14 protein-coding genes and 1 pseudogene are annotated in these 16,311 nt (G+C 63.8%); 12 read left to right on the forward strand and 3 right to left on the reverse strand.

Annotation, left to right across the window (positions count from 1 at the left end):
* Positions 1-10: 10 nt before the first annotated feature.
* The 9 genes and pseudogenes from ABFT43_RS21935 to ABFT43_RS22720 form a co-directional block, all read left to right on the forward strand.
* Positions 11-736, forward strand: coding sequence for a gamma-glutamyl-gamma-aminobutyrate hydrolase family protein (locus tag ABFT43_RS21935; protein ID WP_347962373.1), 726 nt, complete (start codon positions 11-13; stop codon positions 734-736).
* Positions 669-2,219, forward strand: a complete 1,551-nt coding sequence (locus ABFT43_RS21940) for an amidase (protein ID WP_347962374.1) — start codon at positions 669-671, stop codon at positions 2,217-2,219. Before ABFT43_RS21935 ends, ABFT43_RS21940 begins: the two co-directional genes overlap by 68 nt.
* Positions 2,219-3,712, forward strand: coding sequence for an aldehyde dehydrogenase family protein (locus tag ABFT43_RS21945; protein WP_347962375.1), 1,494 nt, complete (start codon positions 2,219-2,221; stop codon positions 3,710-3,712). The genes ABFT43_RS21940 and ABFT43_RS21945 overlap by 1 nt, the downstream gene beginning before the upstream one ends.
* 7 nt (positions 3,713-3,719) lie before the next feature.
* Complete coding sequence (locus ABFT43_RS21950; protein WP_308188082.1) at positions 3,720-4,619, forward strand: NAD(P)-dependent oxidoreductase; 900 nt, start codon at positions 3,720-3,722, stop codon at positions 4,617-4,619.
* A gap of 35 nt (positions 4,620-4,654) precedes the next feature.
* The gene (locus tag ABFT43_RS21955) at positions 4,655-6,142 is read left to right on the forward strand and encodes a flavin-containing monooxygenase (protein ID WP_347962376.1); all 1,488 of its coding nucleotides are present in this window, start codon (positions 4,655-4,657) and stop codon (positions 6,140-6,142) included.
* 99 nt (positions 6,143-6,241) lie between these two features.
* Positions 6,242-7,390 (forward strand): saccharopine dehydrogenase family protein, encoded by a 1,149-nt coding sequence (locus ABFT43_RS21960; RefSeq protein WP_229580532.1) that lies wholly within the window; start codon positions 6,242-6,244, stop codon positions 7,388-7,390.
* Positions 7,387-8,934, forward strand: coding sequence for a class I adenylate-forming enzyme family protein (locus ABFT43_RS21965; RefSeq protein WP_347962377.1), 1,548 nt, complete (start codon positions 7,387-7,389; stop codon positions 8,932-8,934). Before ABFT43_RS21960 ends, ABFT43_RS21965 begins: the two co-directional genes overlap by 4 nt.
* 77 nt (positions 8,935-9,011) lie before the next feature.
* Positions 9,012-10,034, forward strand: a complete 1,023-nt coding sequence (locus ABFT43_RS21970; RefSeq protein WP_347962378.1) for an NADP-dependent oxidoreductase — start codon at positions 9,012-9,014, stop codon at positions 10,032-10,034.
* Between the two features lie 166 nt (positions 10,035-10,200).
* Positions 10,201-10,497: pseudogene (locus tag ABFT43_RS22720) on the forward strand (SDR family oxidoreductase); the annotation flags it as partial.
* Positions 10,498-10,656: 159 nt separating this feature from the next.
* Here ABFT43_RS22720 and ABFT43_RS21975 read toward each other — a convergent pair.
* On the reverse strand, positions 10,657-11,349 hold the full coding sequence (locus ABFT43_RS21975) for a TetR/AcrR family transcriptional regulator (RefSeq protein WP_347962379.1): 693 nt from the start codon (positions 11,347-11,349) through the stop codon (positions 10,657-10,659).
* Between the two features lie 596 nt (positions 11,350-11,945).
* Between ABFT43_RS21975 and ABFT43_RS21980 the strand changes: the two genes are divergently transcribed.
* The 3 genes from ABFT43_RS21980 (at position 11,946) to ABFT43_RS21990 (ending at position 14,758) form a co-directional block, all read left to right on the forward strand.
* The gene (locus ABFT43_RS21980) at positions 11,946-12,815 is read left to right on the forward strand and encodes a phytanoyl-CoA dioxygenase family protein (protein WP_347962380.1); all 870 of its coding nucleotides are present in this window, start codon (positions 11,946-11,948) and stop codon (positions 12,813-12,815) included.
* An 82-nt stretch (positions 12,816-12,897) separates the two neighbouring features.
* Positions 12,898-13,641 carry an SDR family NAD(P)-dependent oxidoreductase gene (locus ABFT43_RS21985; protein WP_229580527.1) on the forward strand — a complete coding sequence of 248 codons (744 nt, stop codon included), beginning with the start codon at positions 12,898-12,900 and terminating at the stop codon, positions 13,639-13,641.
* A 115-nt stretch (positions 13,642-13,756) separates the two neighbouring features.
* Complete coding sequence (locus ABFT43_RS21990; RefSeq protein WP_347962381.1) at positions 13,757-14,758, forward strand: IS481 family transposase; 1,002 nt, start codon at positions 13,757-13,759, stop codon at positions 14,756-14,758.
* A gap of 499 nt (positions 14,759-15,257) precedes the next feature.
* Here ABFT43_RS21990 and ABFT43_RS21995 read toward each other — a convergent pair whose 3' ends face one another.
* Both ABFT43_RS21995 and ABFT43_RS22000 read right to left on the reverse strand, forming a co-directional pair.
* Complete coding sequence (locus ABFT43_RS21995) at positions 15,258-16,091, reverse strand: IS3 family transposase (RefSeq protein WP_347962382.1); 834 nt, start codon at positions 16,089-16,091, stop codon at positions 15,258-15,260.
* 29 nt (positions 16,092-16,120) lie between these two features.
* On the reverse strand, positions 16,121-16,311 hold a 191-nt coding region (locus tag ABFT43_RS22000), incomplete at its 5' end, for a hypothetical protein (RefSeq protein ID WP_347962383.1).

Genomic DNA, 16,311 nt, shown 5'->3' on the forward strand with positions numbered 1-16,311 from the left:
AGGAAGCATCGTGCGACCACTCATCGGTATCTCTGGGCGTCGTTGGCAAGGAACTCGCGTCGACATGGAAGCCCGTTATAAGAAGAAGCAGTTCGACGTCCATGTCTCGGATTTTGCGACCAAGGTAGCCGCCGCCGGTGGTCTACCGGTGCAACTTCCGTACGAGTCCACCGGCCGGGATCTGATCGACCGCCTGGACGGCCTGTTGATCAGCGGCGGCCAGGACGTCGACCCGGTGCGCTGGGGCGGCGACCCTGTGGATGCTTGCGACATCGATCCGCTTCGCGACGAATACGAAATCGCTCTGATCCGCGATGCGCTCGACGCCGGAATCCCGATGCTCGGTATCTGCCGTGGAATGCAGATTCTTAACGTCGCACTCGGCGGCACTCTCGTACCCGACCTCCCGACGCAGGAACTTCATCATCAACAGCCAGGCCAGCCGGTCGAGGAAGAGACGCATACTGTTCAGTTCCTGACCGGATCGACGATGTTCAATATCTACGGCCGCACCGCGAACGTGAACTCCCTCCACCATCAGGCCGTCGACACCGTCGGCACCGGTCTTACCGTGACGGGCTGGGCACCCGACGGTGTCGTCGAAGCGATCGAGTACGGCGACGAACCTGTCGTCGGAGTGCAGTGGCATCCGGAATGGCGGCACAAGGATGCAATCTTTGACTGGTTCATCGACCAGGCAGCAGCAGATCTGGGAGGGCGCCGTGGAGTTGCGTGAGTACGCCGCAGCCGACGCAACCGAATTGCGTCACCTGATCCGCTCCGGAAGCGTCTCGGTCGGTGAGGTATGGCGGGCTGCCGCTACAGCGATCGAGACGGTGAACACGAGCCTCAACGCGGTCGTCGGCCCCCTTTTCGAGAACCCACTCGACTACGACATCCGGGGCCCGTTCGCGGGCGTCCCGTTTGCGGTCAAGGATCTGTTGCTCACCGCGCAGGGTGTTCCGTCCCAATCCGGCAGCGCTCTGACCCGTGATTTCGTTGCCTCTGCCGACTCCGATCTCATGTCACGTTGGCGCAGGGCAGGTTTGGCAACTGTGTGCCGCACCTCCACCCCGGAATTCGGGTTGAGCTGCACCACCGAGCCAGTTGTCAGTGGACCAACCCGCAACCCGTGGGATCCCACCCGCACCGCCGGTGGATCCAGTGGTGGATCAGCCGCGCTCGTCGCGTCGGGCGCAGTTCCCTGGGCGCACGCCAACGACGCGGCCGGTTCAATCCGTATCCCCTCGGCCCTGTGCGGGCTCGTCGGTCTCAAACCGACCCGGGGCCGGACACCGGTCGGTCCAGATGCCGACGAACCCCTCTTCGGGTTGACGAGCGAGTTCGCAATCACCCGCACGGTGCGCGATGCTGCCGCACTCCTCGACGAGGTGCACGGCGGTGTTCCCGGCGACCGTTACCTGGTCGCTCGCCCACCTGGTCGGTATTCCGATGCCCTCATCAATGCTCGGCGTCCTCTTCGGATCGCGGTGAGCACAGAGTCACCGTTCGGTACTGCCGTCGACCCGAGGGTCGTCGAACAGGTCCTGGCAACGGCCCAGGTGCTCGAACACCTGGGCCACCACGTCGACTTCGCGCAGCCGACCGTCGACGGCTCGCTGCTTCTCGAACTCAACATCCGTTTCTTCTCCGCGTCGATCGGCCGCACTATCCAGGAAATCAGCGGGAGCGACGATGTTGAAGCATCGCTGGCACGTGTCGAGGCTTCCACTGCCGCATGCGCCCGCCGCGGCCTCGATCTTCGCTGGACCGATGTCGCGGAGGCCCGGTCCTGGCAGAACGACATCACGCGGAGCACGGCCGGTTTCTTCGCCGACGAGTACGACGTCCTGATGACGCCGACGGTCGCCACACCCGCCTGGAGCGTCGGGAGCATGCGCGGAAACCAACCGGGTTGGAGCGCCGAATCGTGGATCCGCGAGATCTTCGAACACGCGCCCTTCACCGTGTTGTTCAACGTCACTGGTCAGCCGGCGATCTCGGTGCCAATAGGTATGGTCGACGGTCTACCGGTCGGTGGTCAGTTCGCCGCCGCGCAGGGCGCTGAGCACACCTTGTTGGCGCTGGCCTCAGAACTCGAGCAGGCCGCGCCCTGGGCCGGCCGAGTACCCCCCGTTCATGTCGCAGCAGACACCATCGACCCGTCTGGAGCCATTGCAGGCCTCGGCGGATCCGTACCCGAGGAAGTGCTTTCGTAATGGCCAAGACACCCAAGACACACGCAGAGTGGGAACAGTACGTCGGCGAATTGGTTCTGCCGACCGCGATGTGGATCGACGGGGGGTGGCGAGAAGGCACTGGCGACTCCGTTCACGATGTGATCAGCCCGCGCAACGGAAGCGCCGTCACTCAGGTACCGTTGGCCAGCGACGACGACGTCGACCTCGCTGTCGCTGGTGCACGGGCTGCCTTCGAACGCGGTGACTGGTCGCGGATCGCGGCGCGTGAGCGTGGCAAAGTACTGCAGCGGTGGGCGGATCTGATTCACGACAACCGTGACGAGCTCGCGGCACTGGTCGCCCTCGAAATGGGCAAGCCCGTTCTCGACGCCCGCGACATCGAGCTGAAGACCACGGAGCAGACGTACCGGTGGTACGGCGAGCTTGCCGACAAGCAGCTCGACGAATCCCCTCGAGGACTCGCCGACGCAGTCGCCTTGGTCACGCGCGAGCCCGTTGGTGTGGTCGCCGCGATCACCCCGTGGAACTTCCCCATGACGCTGAGCAGCTGGAAGATCGCGGCCGCGCTGGTTGTCGGGAACAGTGTTGTGGTCAAACCCGCCATCCAGTCCCCGTTGTCGCTGCTTCGGGTCGCCGAGCTCGGTACCGACGCAGGTCTGCCCGCCGGGGTGCTGCAGGTACTGACCGGGACTGGTGGACAGGCCGGATCGCGTCTGGCTCGTCACGAGGGCGTCAACTGCCTGACCTTCACCGGCTCACCGGGTGTCGGAAAGCAGCTGATGCACTACTCCGGCGATTCCAACGCCAAGCCCGTGTATCTCGAATTGGGTGGAAAGAGCCCGCACATCGTGTTCGCCGACGCGGATCTGGACGCAGCAGCAGAGTCGGTCGCATGGGCGATCACCTTCAATGCCGGCCAGATGTGCACTGCAGGTGCGCGTCTGATCGTCGACAAGCGCATCGAGAAGCAATTCGTCAGCAACGTGATCGAACGGATCGCCGCCAAGAAGGTGGGCGACCCCTTTGCCCCTGAGACGGTGATCGGTCCCCTGTCCAGCTCCAAGCATCGCAAGGATGTCGCCGCTCATGTCCGACGCGGCGTCCAAGAAGGTGCCACCCTCGAACTCGGGTCCCCCGACATCGCCGGTGGCGACGGGTTCTACTTCGATCCGGTCGTCTTCACTGGTGTCGCCCCCAAGCAGGCGTTGTTTCAGGAGGAAATTTTCGGCCCTGTGCTCTCGGTGACAACGTTCGACGGCGCCGACGAGGCCGTGGCGCTGGCAAACGACTCGCAGTACGCACTCGGGTCCGGAATCTGGACCACGAATCTGCGTACAGCCCATGATGTCTCACGCCGCATCGACGCCGGAATCGTCTGGGTCAACTGCTTCGAAGAAGGCGATCTGACCGTGCCCTTCGGCGGCCGCAAGCTATCCGGGCACGGCGCCGACAAGAGCGAACACGGACTCGAAAAGTTCACCTCGCTCAAGACCACCTGGATTCAGCTGTGAACGCGCGATCAGCGGAAAGGGTGAACGTATGGCACGGATAGGAGTTCTCGGACTCGGCCTCATGGGGTCCGCAATCGCCGAAGCATTTCTCGCGGCCGGCCATTCGGTCACCATATGGAACCGCACGGCGTCCAAGGCGGAACGGTTGGCGGAATTGGGTGCCTCGACAGCAGAGACCCCCACCGAAGTGCTGGCCGGCAGCGAGTTGACCGTCATCGTCTTGTCCGACTACCGGTCGGTCCGCGACGTGCTGGACGAGATCGACGGGGACTCGCACCGCCCGGCTGCGACGGTTCTGAACCTGACGACCGGAGATGCGGCAGCAGCTATCGAGCTGCGGGATCATCTGTCCCCCAGCGGTTTCAGGTATCTCGACGGTGCGATTCTGGCCTACCCCAGAGCCATCGGAACAGATGCTGACGTCGTGGTCGCGGGCCCTGAAACCGTGTGGGATGCGCACCGTCCAGTTCTGATGTCGTTGGGTTCCGGCACCGCCTTTGTCGGTGAGCAGATCGAGCACGCCAATGTCATCGACACTGCGATCACCGGCAGCTTCTTCTGCGTTGCGATGGGGGCGTTCTATGAAGCCACCGCGTATGCCGCACGGTCGGGGATGACGGCGGACAAGCTCGCTCCCTACGCGCTCAGGTGGACCGAGCAGTTGAGGACCGAGATCGAAAACGGCGCACGCGAGATCGTCTCCGGTGACTATACGACCGATCAGGCAGCCGTCGACACGTACGAGAAGGCCGTCGCCATGATCACCGAGTCGATCCAGCATTCCGGGCAACCCGCGCACCTCAACACCGCGTTGCTGGAAAATCTGCGCGCCGCACAGGCTGCGGGGCACGGTCGAGATTCTCTTGCAGCGATACACGCAACCCTGACCAAGGATGTCGGCGCATGACCGAAACCCGTACCACGGAAACAGAAGGAGCGATCATGGGTAACACCACAGTGACCGACAACCATATCGCCATCATCGGAACGGGATTCTCCGGGATCTGCGCAGCGATCAAACTGAAGGAAGCCGGGATCGAGGACTTCGTCATCTACGAGCGTGCCGATGACATAGGAGGAACATGGCGCGACAACACCTATCCCGGGGCAGCGTGCGACGTTCCCAGCGTTCTGTACTCGTTCTCATTCGCTCAGAATCCGGAGTGGACCAGGACCTACAGTCCGTGGAACGAAATTCACGACTACCTGGTCAAGGTGTCCAAAGACTTCGAGATCGACTCACATATCAAGTACGGCGCCGAAGTGTCCGAACTCCGGTTCGACGACAGCGCCCTGAACTGGACCGTGAGCTTCACCTCGGGTGAGTCCGTGACCGCACGTTCTGTCATCAGCTGTGTCGGCATTCTTAGCCAACCCTCGATTCCACAGATTCCGGGATTGGAGTCCTTCGAAGGAACTTCCTTCCACTCGGCGCAGTGGCGTCACGACCACAACCTCGACGGCGAGAAGGTCGCGGTCATCGGCACCGGCGCGAGCGCGATCCAGTTCGTCCCGAAAATCGCCAACGACACCGAGAAGCTGTACGTCTTCCAGCGTTCACCCCACTGGGTCACGGAACGCGGCGACCAGCCCATCAGCCCCCGCACCCGCCGCCTCTACCGACGCTTCCCCCTCCTCCAACGATTCGAGCGGTGGCGCACCTACTGGGATTTCGAAACCCTCTCCCGCGGATTCCTCGGCAACCACCCGAAGGCGGTCGAGAACTACCGCGAGAAAGCCCTCGAATTCCTCGCCGAACAGGTGCCCGATCCGGGACTGCGCGCCAAGCTCACCCCCGACTACGACCCCGGATGCAAGCGCCGCCTCATCTCCGACGAGTGGTACCCCACCCTGCAGCGCGACGACGTCGAACTCGTCACCGAGCGCATCGCCGAGATTCGGCCACACTCGATCGTCACCACCGACGGTGAAGAGCACGAGGTCGACACGATCATCTTCGGCACCGGATTCACCGGCACGAGCTTCCTGGCGCCGATGAAGGTGTTCGGTCGCCGCGGTATCGAGTTGTCCGACGCCTGGAAGGACGGGGCCGCAACCAAATTGGGTGTCGCGACCCACGGCTTCCCGAACCTGTTCATCATGTTCGGACCGAACGCCGGCCTCGGCCACAACTCGGTGGTGTTCATGATCGAAGCGCAGGCACGGTATATCACCAAAGCCGTCAAACGGCTGCTCCGCTCCCGCGGCGTCGCCCTCGACCTCGACCTCGACGTTCAGACCCGCTGGTACGAGCAGACCCAGAAAAAGATGCGCAAGACGGTGTGGGTGACCGGTGGTTGCAGCAGTTGGTACCAGTCCGCGGACGGCCGGGTCGACACATTGTGGCCGGATCTGACTCCGAAGTTCTGGTGGCAGGCGCGGCTGTACAAGAAGTCTGATTTCGTCGCGATCCGACCACAACCCAACTGACATTGCGCCGGCAGGCACAAGAGCTGGTCGGCGCCGACCGATGTGGCCGGTCCACGATGTTCCCGGAAGAACCTGATCAAGGTGAATTGGAGAAATAACATGCGGGTGGTATTCGTCGGCGGAGCCGGCGCCATGGGTTCGCGCGCGGTCCGCACCGCCGCCGAATTCGACGAGTTCACTGAACTCGTGATCGCCGACTTGAACATCGCAGCGGCGAAGTCGCTGGCGGCCGAACTGGGTTCGCGGGTCTCGGCGGTGAAGTTCGATGCCGACCGCGACGATCCACGGCCGTTGTTCTCGGGTGCGTGGGGCGTGCTCAGCACTCTCGGACCGTACACGCGGTTCGGCACCAAGATCATGAAGGCGGCGATCGAGTCGGGTTGCCAGTACGTCGACATCAATGACGACTGGGAGCCGACCCTTCAAGCATTCGACCTCGATGAGGCAGCCAAGGCTGCGGATGTAACGGCGCTGATCGGGATGGGCGCAAGCCCGGGCGTGTCGAACGTGCTTGCCGTTAAGGCCGCCGCTCAACTCGACGAAGTTCACGAGTTGCTGACCGGGTGGGCATTGGTCGGGATCGCCTCTGACGCCGGCAGCGATCACCCCCAGGCCGCCATGCTGCACGTGGTGCACCAGTGCACCGGCACCATCCGGACGGTCGAAAGCGGCGAATGGGTGGATGTGGCGCCCCTGCAGACCCTCCCGATCCACTACCCCGGCATCGGGGACGTCGTGGTGCGCACCATCGGGCATCCCGAGGCCGTCACGCTGCCGCGCACCTACCCCGGTCTGCAGCGCTGCGTCAACGTCATGTCGGGTCCCGACTGGTACTTCGACTACGTCACCAACCTGATGGACGGCGTCGAATCCGGCCGGATCACTGCCGACCACGCCGCGGTGGCGATGGACCGCACCCCGCCACGACCGACCGACGCTCCCCGCACCCGCCGGCTCCCACCTGTATTCGCTTGGGCCCGGGGCACCCGAGACGGGGTCGAGACGATCGCCGCGGCGGGCATCACCCGCTGGGCACCAGAAAAGATGGCCGGTGCCACCGCCGTCCCCGCGGCCGTCGCACTCCGACTGTTGGCCCGCGGCGACGTCTCGCTCCGTGGTGTGGTCACCCCCGAGGCGGCAGTGCCGGCGGAAGAATTCTTCGCCGCACTCGACCCCCACTACACCGAACCTGCCGGAACCGAATCCTCGCTCGTCGAGCTTGTCACCACACAGACGGTCCCCTCATGAGCAACCCACCCAACAGCATCACCGACTACGTCGAACACTGGGCGCACCACACCCCCGACGCGATCGCCGTATCCTCGTTCGACACCGAAATCAGCTACGCAGAACTCCTCTCACTCATCGACAGCACCGCCGCACGTCTATCCGCGGCCGGTGTCCGGCCAGGAGACCGGGTCGTCCTCTCGGGCATCAACACTCCGGCCTGGGTAGTAACCTTCCTCGCGGTGCTGCGCATGCGTGCGGTGATCGTGCCCTTGAACTCTCGGCTCGGGGCTGAACAACTCCGGCCACTGATCGACCTCGTCGAACCCCGCATCGTCCTCGTCGACCGCACCCAACTTGAGGTGTTCACCACCGCACGGATCGCCGAATCCGGAACTCCCGTACACTCGCTGGGCTCGGGGGACATCGCCGACGCGTTCACCGGGATGCCCACCGATCTTCGCTGGCACGCCCCCAGCACAGAGGACCGAGACACCCTCGCCCTGCTGAGCTTCACCTCCGGCACCACCGGAAACCCCAAGGCTGCCTCGATATCTCACGGCGCGCTCGTCGATTCGTCGAGTGTATACGTGCCGTGGATGCCATTCGACGACCGCGCAGTCTCGACCATCCTGGTTCCGCTGTTCCACAACACCGGTTACGTCGACCAACTCGGATTCATGCTGGTGATCGGCGGCCAGGTCGATCTCGTGCCGCGGTTCCGCACCACTGCCGCCATCGACGCCATGACCCGGAGACCACCGTCGCACCTCGCCTCCGTCCCTAGTATTTACCGCATGCTCATGCTCACCGAGCACGCTGACACAATTTTTGGCTCCTGCCGGAACGCCCTCGTCGGGGGTGCCGGAATGCCACCGGCGTGGAGCACTGAGTTCTTCGCGCGCTGGCCGGAGCTGAACCTTTTCCACGTCTACGGCCTCACCGAGTTCACCTCGGCGACCCATCTGTTGCCCGCCGCGGAAATCATCGATCACGGCGACACGGTCGGCTACCCGGTGGCAGGTGTGCAGTGCTCCATCCGTGACGCAGAAGGCAATGAGGTGCCGGTGGGCATCGCCGGCGAGGTGTGGGTCAGCGGACCGATGCGGATGCTCGAATACTGGAAGCGACCCGACGCCACCGCAGACGCGTTCAGAGGGCACTGGCTCCGCACCGGCGACGTCGGAGCCGTCGACCTGGACGGGAGACTGCGGCTGCTCGGCCGGATCAATCAAGTCATCAACCGGGGCGGCGAGAAGATCCTTCCCACCCAGCTCGAGGACCTCCTGGCACACAGCACCGCAATCGCCGAGGTCGTCGTGGTCGGCCTCCCCGACCCGGTGATGGGAGAACGTATCGTCGCCGGCGTCGTCCTCCGCGACGGGCACGCATTCGACGAAAGCGACGCCAAAGCGCAACTGCACGGCCGTGTTCCCGACTACGCCGTCCCCGAACAATTCGTCATCATCGACGCACTCCCCCACAATGCCAGCGGAAAAATCGACCGCACACACGCCACCGAACTGATCAGCCACCTCACATCAGTGGTTGCCGAGTGTTCCTGAATCCCATGCTGCGGTCCGTCACCGTGACGTCCGCGGTCATCCATTTCTCTGCCTCAATCTTTCTCCGAAAGGTCGTCATGGCCATCAGCTCGTCACGAATCGTTCTCGCCTCGCGCCCCATCGGCAGCCCCACAGTCGACAACTTCCGTCTCGAATCCTGCGTCACCCCCGATCCGCGCGACGGGCAGCTGTTGCTCCGCACGAAGTTCCTCTCGCTCGACCCCTATATGCGGGGTCGGATGGACGCCGGCGAGTCCTACGCCGACCCCGTCGACGTCGGGTCAGTGATGGTGGGTGGCACGGTCTGTGAGGTCCTCGATTCTCGACACCCCCACTTCAAGCCCGGCGACATCGTGTTGTCGGATTCGGGATGGCAAACCCATGACGTGGTCGACGGCACCGACGTCCGCAAGCTCGATCCCGCCGCCGCTCCTGTCTCCACCGCCCTCGGCGTTCTCGGTATGCCCGGATTCACCGCATACGCGGGTTTGCACGAGATAGGAAAACCGAAACCCGGCGAGACGGTTGTCGTTGCCGCAGCAAGCGGACCTGTCGGGTCCGCGGTCGGACAGATCGCAAAACTGCGCGGGGCGCGTGCCGTCGGAATCGCCGGCGGGCCCGAGAAGTGTTCCTTCCTGCTCGACGAACTCGGTTTCGATGCTGCGATCGACCGCCGGGCGCCCGACTTCGCGGACCGGTTGCGGGCCGCGGTACCGAACGGCATCGACGTGTACTTCGAGAACGTCGGCGGCGAGGTGGCGTCGGCCGTTCTTCCACTCTTGAACGATTTCGCCCGAGTGCCGGTCTGCGGTCTGGTCGCCCAGTACAACGACGCCTACGTTGCGGACGGCGCTGACCGGCTTCCCGGGTTCTTCTCCAAGGTCCTGGTCAAACGCCTCACCGTGCGCGGCTTCATCGTCTACGACTTCGGCGACGACCTGCACGACCAGTTCCAGACGGACGTGTCGCGCTGGTTGGCCGACGGGCGGTTCACGTACCGCGAAGAAGTGGTCGACGGACTCGAGCAGGCACCTGCAGCGTTCCTCGGGCTGCTGCAGGGCAAGAACTTCGGCAAACTTCTGGTCCGAGTCTCGGACTGACCACAGCCCCGCCCAATTCCGTACACCCACCGGAGAGGTAGCGATTGTCGTGTCGTCACACGGAGGGAGCGTCGCGCTCGTCACCGGCGGTGGCGCGCCGGAATCGGTAGGGCATCGTCGTTGTCGCTGGCGAAGGCCGGGACCGACGTTGTCCTCACCGACATCGATGGCGACGCCACCCACCGGAGGATGGAGGAAGTCACGGCAGCGGAGGGAAGGGCGCGGCCGCGCCCCTGACCGAGACTTCGGTCGAAATGTGGAATCGGTTGATGAAACTCCATGTCACCGACCGATCACCAACGCTTCGTCGACTGCCGGACTCATCGATGCGGCACAGCATGTGCTGCACGGGGTCTCCAGGGGCGCCGTCCGACTCGTGTCCAAACACGCGACAATCGAGCAGGCCGCGAACAATATCCGGGTGAATTCGATCCATCCCACCTTCACCCGCACGGCGATGGCGGACGAAGCAGCGATCGCCGCGGGCACGACACTCAACGAGTGGGGCGGCAGGGACACCGATAGGCCGTCTTGCGGACGTTCAAGATGTTGCCAATGTTGTGGTCCTCCTCGCCTCGGAGTACGTGATAGGCGGAGCGGATACCATACGGTAGGCCCTGGTCTACTTCGATGTCTTCGACGTCCGTCTTGCCGATGTCGCCGCAGGCTTCTTGGACGCCGCCGCGGGTTTTCTGCTCGAACGCGCCTTCACAGTTTTCGTGCTGTCGTGGCGTTGCTCGATGAGTGCCGCGAAGGACTGCACCGCGAACTCCATGCCCCGTTGGAGTTTGTCGTCGTCCTGATAGGTGAACCACTGCAGCGACAGCCCGTCCGCGACGGCGGGGATCTGCTCGGCGAGCAGGTCGACCAGGGACTCGTCCTCACCCTCGGCCAGGCCGTGCCGCAGGACCTCGGCGAAGAGCTTCTCATGGATGTCATATGACCGCACCGCCAGATCGGGGTACTGAGGCTGGCGGATCGACCACATCAGCAGCTCCATCTGCGCTCGGGTGTAGTCCGGGTCACTGCGATACCACGCCATGATCTCATTCAGCAGGCGAGCCGAGGCAGCGGCGAGCCCCTCCCCCTCGACGCCGTAGTCCGCCTTCTGCTCGATCTTCTCCGCCTGCTGCTTGAACAGCTCGTAGAAGATCTCCTCCTTGCTGCGGAAGCAGTAGTGCAGGGTCGCCGGGGGTGCGCCGGCCTCCTCGGCGATCTTGCGGGTGGTTGCACCGGACACCCCGTGCTGCGCGATCACGCGAACCGCAGCCTCCACGAAGAGATGGCGGCGCTGCTCAGCCGGTACATGTGCCATATCCGGTTCCTCACTATCGGCCTGAATGTTCACAATCGGCAAGGGTGGACGCACCAACCTGTGCGATTGACTCAGTCATATCCTACGTCACAGTAAAGGGGTCTCTGGGGCCTACCAAAGTTCGTGGCGTCTCGTCAGGTGCGCCCGTGATGGCCCCGCGGGAATCGCCACCACCGACCCTGGCAAGGGTCGAATGCCGTCGGCCCACGCGGGAGCGAAGCCCAGTTCACTGGTCGGGCAGACCCGCGGTGCAATGCGGCGTGGGTGACAGGTTTGAAACATGCCAGAAACGACGAATTCGGTTGACACAGCAAAGTTCTAGCCATTTACTTCCGACTCTTGACACCACGACACAAACAACGCCTAATGAACGCACCCCGACTGGGTCACTCGAACAAGCTATTCGGTCAAGATTTGAAACGCCCTGCGCCACTCCGGCGAACAGGCGTTGACACTACAAACTCGAGCAACTATCTTGACCATACGCCCAAGTCGGTGACTCAAGTCACTATTCGAAGAAATTGTGGCGGCTGAAGCAGCACCTGCCACGTGACGAGATTCCACTGCTGACCGCCTACCCGAAGGATGGAAGTCCAATGACCAGCACAACTCAGGCAGCCCTCGCTCATGTTCCGAACACCGCCACGGTGGACGAGATCGCAGCGATCGTCGAGCGCGACGGCGGTGTCATCATCGACGGGTTGCTCACCGACGACCAAGTCGCCCGATTCAACGCCGAGATCGACCCGTACCTCGACGGCCTCCGGCCCGGGTCGCTGTCCTCGAACCAAGCAGTCCAGGACTTTCACGGTGCGCAGACCAGGCGCCTGACGAACCTCGTCACCTTGAGCAAGACCTTCCGCGAAGAGATTATCGATCACGACCTCGTCCTCGCCGTCGCGGACTGGGCGATGCTCGACTCCTACGATTCGTACTGGATGGGCACCGCCCAGGTGATCGAGATCGGCCCCGGAAACAAGGCACAGCCGCATCACCGCGACCTCGAGAACTACCCGCCGTTCCTCGCACTGGGCCCCGACGGCCCTGAGGTCATGTGCAACTTCCTCATCGCACTGACCGACTTCACCGAGGAGAACGGCGCCACCCGCGTCATTCCGGGCAGCCACAAGTGGCCCGACTTCAACGACCGTGGCACCCCGGAACAGACCATCCCTGCAACGATGAAAGCGGGTGACGCCCTGTTCTTCAGCGGGAAACTGGCACACGGCGGCGGGGCCAACGTCACCTCCGATGTTCGCCGTCGAGGGGTAGCCTTCACCTTCAACCCCGGATACCTCGTACCCGAGGAGGCGTATCCGCACGTGATCGATCTCGAGCTTGCTCGGACGCTGTCGCCCCGGGTGCAGCAGCTGCTCGGCTTCCGTTCCTTTCACGACGACAGCCATGGTTACCCCGGACTGTGGCAGGTCAACTACGACGACATCGAGGACTACCTCGGCCTGTGATCCGTCAGCCCCCATCGTTCGCCGATACCTGCTCGGGCAGGATCCCTCGCGTGGGGCCGCCCACGACCGATCGGAGTAGTACATGAATTCCACACTCGAAGGACGCGGTGCGATCGTCACCGGCGCGGCACGGGGATTGGGGGCCGCGATCGGCCGCGTCCTCGCCGAACGCGGTGCCCGGGTCCTTCTCGCCGATGTGCTCGACGCCGTCGGCGAGAAGCATGCAGCACAGCTACGCACCGAAGGACTCGACGTCCACTACACACACCTCGATGTCACCGATGAAACATCTTGGGGCGACGCGGTAGAACTGGCGCAGCGCTGTGTCGGCGGCGTAGGGGTCCTGGTCAACAATGCCGGGATCTCCGGTCCTGGAGAAGGCATCGCCTCCGACCTCGAGGCGTGGGATTCGATCGTCGCCGTCAATCAGACGGGACCATTTCTGGGCATGCGTGCCGTGACGCCGGCAATGCGAGCTGCCGGAGGCGGATCGATCATCAACATCGCGTCCATCATGGGGTACGTCGGCGATCCCGACTACCTCGCGTATACCGCCACCAAGGGCGCCGTCAGGCAGATGACCCGCAGCGTCGCGCTCGAACTCGCGAGCGATCGAATCCGCGTCAACACGGTATGTCCCGGCTATATCAAAACCTCGATGAATGACGACGAACTCGATCTCGCCTCGTCGATCGACGACACCCCCCTCAAACGGCTCGCCGAGCCGGCCGAGATCGCACGCGCGGTGGCCTTCCTGGCATCGGACGACAGCTCATACATGACCGGCTCCGATCTCGTTGTGGACGGCGGCTATCTGGCTCGCTAGATGTTGCGGGTCATGACGTTGTAGACACCACCAGGGGCTGACGAAGGCGGACGGGCCTTCCGACGGCAGGATGGGAAGTACCACCAACTCATCCGCCGAACGAAAGAACCCGTCCGTGCTCCACCGTAACGCCCCACTGTCCGTCGAAGGTCGCCGCCGTCTCGTCGAGCGGTGCCAGACTCGTCCGCTGTCCCATGTCGCCGCCGAGATGGGGATCTCCCGGGCCTGCGCCAGCAAATGGATGGCCCGCTACCGCGAACACGGTGAACTCGGCCTGCTCGACCGCCCCAGCGTCCCGCACCATCAGCCCACCGCGACCCCGGCCGAGACCGTGGCGCGGATCGAGACCCTGCGACGGAAGCACAAGTGGTCCGCGGCTCGTATCGCCCACGAGCTCGCCGCCGACGGCATCAGCATCTCGGTACGCACCGTCAGCCGGCACCTCGCCCGGCTCGGGCTGAACCGGCGGAAATTCCTCGATCCGAACGGCGAGAACAATCGCCAGCCACGCCGGATCATCGCCCGCTGGCCCGGCCACATGGTGCACGTCGACATCAAAAAAGTTGGCCGTATCCCCGACGGCGGTGGCTGGCGGGTCCACGGTCGTGGCAGCGAGCAGGCCAAGAAGGTCGACCGCGCCAAAACCGCCGGCGCCCGCGCCGGCTACGTCTACCTGCATTCGGCGGTCGACGGATTCTCCCGTCTTGCCTATACCGAGGCGCTGTCCGACGAGAAAGCCGTGACGGCAATCGGGTTCATGCACCGGGCGCGGGTGTTCTTCGCCGCCCACGGCATCGTGCACATCCACCGGGTCGTCACCGACAACGGGTCCTGCTACCGGGCGAAGGACTTCGCGAAGGTACTGCACGGTGGCCGGCATCAGCGGATCACCCCGTACACGCCTCGTCACAACGGGAAGGTGGAGCGCTACAACCGGATCCTGGCCGAGGAGTTCCTCTACGCCCGCGTCTGGACCAGTGAACGGCAACGCGCCCAGGCGCTACTAGTGTGGAATGTGCACTACAACTATCATCGCCCGCATACTGCCGTCGGTAACCGACCGCCCGCGAGCAAACTCCGGACCGGTGTCACCAACGTCATGGCCTCATACAGCTAGAGCACCGGCGACTCGGCACCCGCTCTACAACCCCGGAGACCGCGTCTCGAAAATCTGTGGTTGCTCCTGCGCCGGATGGCAGCCGTCGAGTGCCGCATGCCGGCCGGAGGTCGGTTTCGCTCCCCACCGGTCGGCCCGATCACGCTGCCGCCGGAATTCGGGAAGTGTTGCGAACGTATAATTTTCACACTCCGAGGCATCATCATTCTGTTGTGTCGCGTGATCTCTGCACGTGCGCGACATGCCGGAGGTCGGCTTCCGTGCTGCAACCGGAAGCCGACCTCGGACATCGTTTGCCGATCCCCTCCCCCAAGAAGTTTTAACGTGGATGTGGATCGGTCGCCACTCTCGCCCCCGACCCACGGTTGCCTCGCGACATGTGGTATCACTCGGCGCACGATGGTCCGCATCAATAACGCTGATTTATTCGCGTAACCGTGTGGCAGGTCCCCGATAGTCGGTCCAGGCAGTTATAGAGCCAGTTCCTTCTTGCGGTCGGTCAGTCGGTGTCGCAGCCCACGGGGTGATGCCGATGGGTGCATCCGGCAGCGTACTCGGCCGGGGTCTGGTAGCCCAGTGCTGAGTGCCGATGTCGGTGATTGTGGTCGTCTTTGAAGTCGCCGATCACCACGCGCGCCTCCAGGAGGGTGGGCCAGCAGTTGCGGTTGAGACACTCGTCGCGCAGCCGGTTGTTGAACGACTCGATGAACCCGTTGTTCCATGGTGTGCCGGGCGGAATGTAGGAGATCCCCACTGACCCTGCGCAGAAGGCCCGCAGGGCTTCTGAGATGAACTCGGGGCCGTTGTCCATGCGCAGCACCACCGGTGGGCCGCCCCAGATCGCGAACGTCTTCTCCAGCTCCTCGATCAGCCGGTCCGCGGTGATCGAGCGGTCCACAATGTTCAGCAGCGACAACCGGGTGTGCTCATCGACCATCGACGCGATCTTGATCGTCTTGCCATCGACGGTCGAGTCGAACTGAAAGTCCAATGCCCACACCACATTCGGTGCATCCGCACCGATAATTGGCACCGACGACTGGCCGGCCCGTTTCCGACGAGGTACCCGGCGTACCTGCAGGCCCTCGTCTTTCCATAGTCGGTGCACCTTCTTCTTGTTGATCTCGATGCCGTCGTCGAAACGCAAGCGCGCCCATGCCCGACGGAATCCGTGGCGTGGGTTGCGGCGGGCGTAGGTACGCAGCTGTTCCCGTAGTTCAGCGTCCGGGTCGGCCGGAGTCTGCGCCAGAGGCACGCGTCGGTACGCTGACCGAGAAAGCCCAACTACCCGGCACGCCATACGTTCTGACATGCCCATGACGTCCTTGAGCATGTCGATGGCGGCACGTTTGGCGGTTGGGCTCAGAATTTTCCCTTCGCGATCTCCCGGAGGGCGTCCTTCTCCAACTCGGCATCAGCGAGCAGCCGCTTAAGCCTCGATCCACCGATGAGCCTTCGGCGGGTGGCGTCGGCGTGATGGGCGCGGCGTGATCGGCTGCGGGCAGGGGTGAGTTCCGGGCGTCTCATCCCGGTTGTCCACTTCGTTCTCGGTC

Source organism: Gordonia aurantiaca, assembly GCF_039939235.1.
GTDB lineage: Bacteria > Actinomycetota > Actinomycetes > Mycobacteriales > Mycobacteriaceae > Gordonia.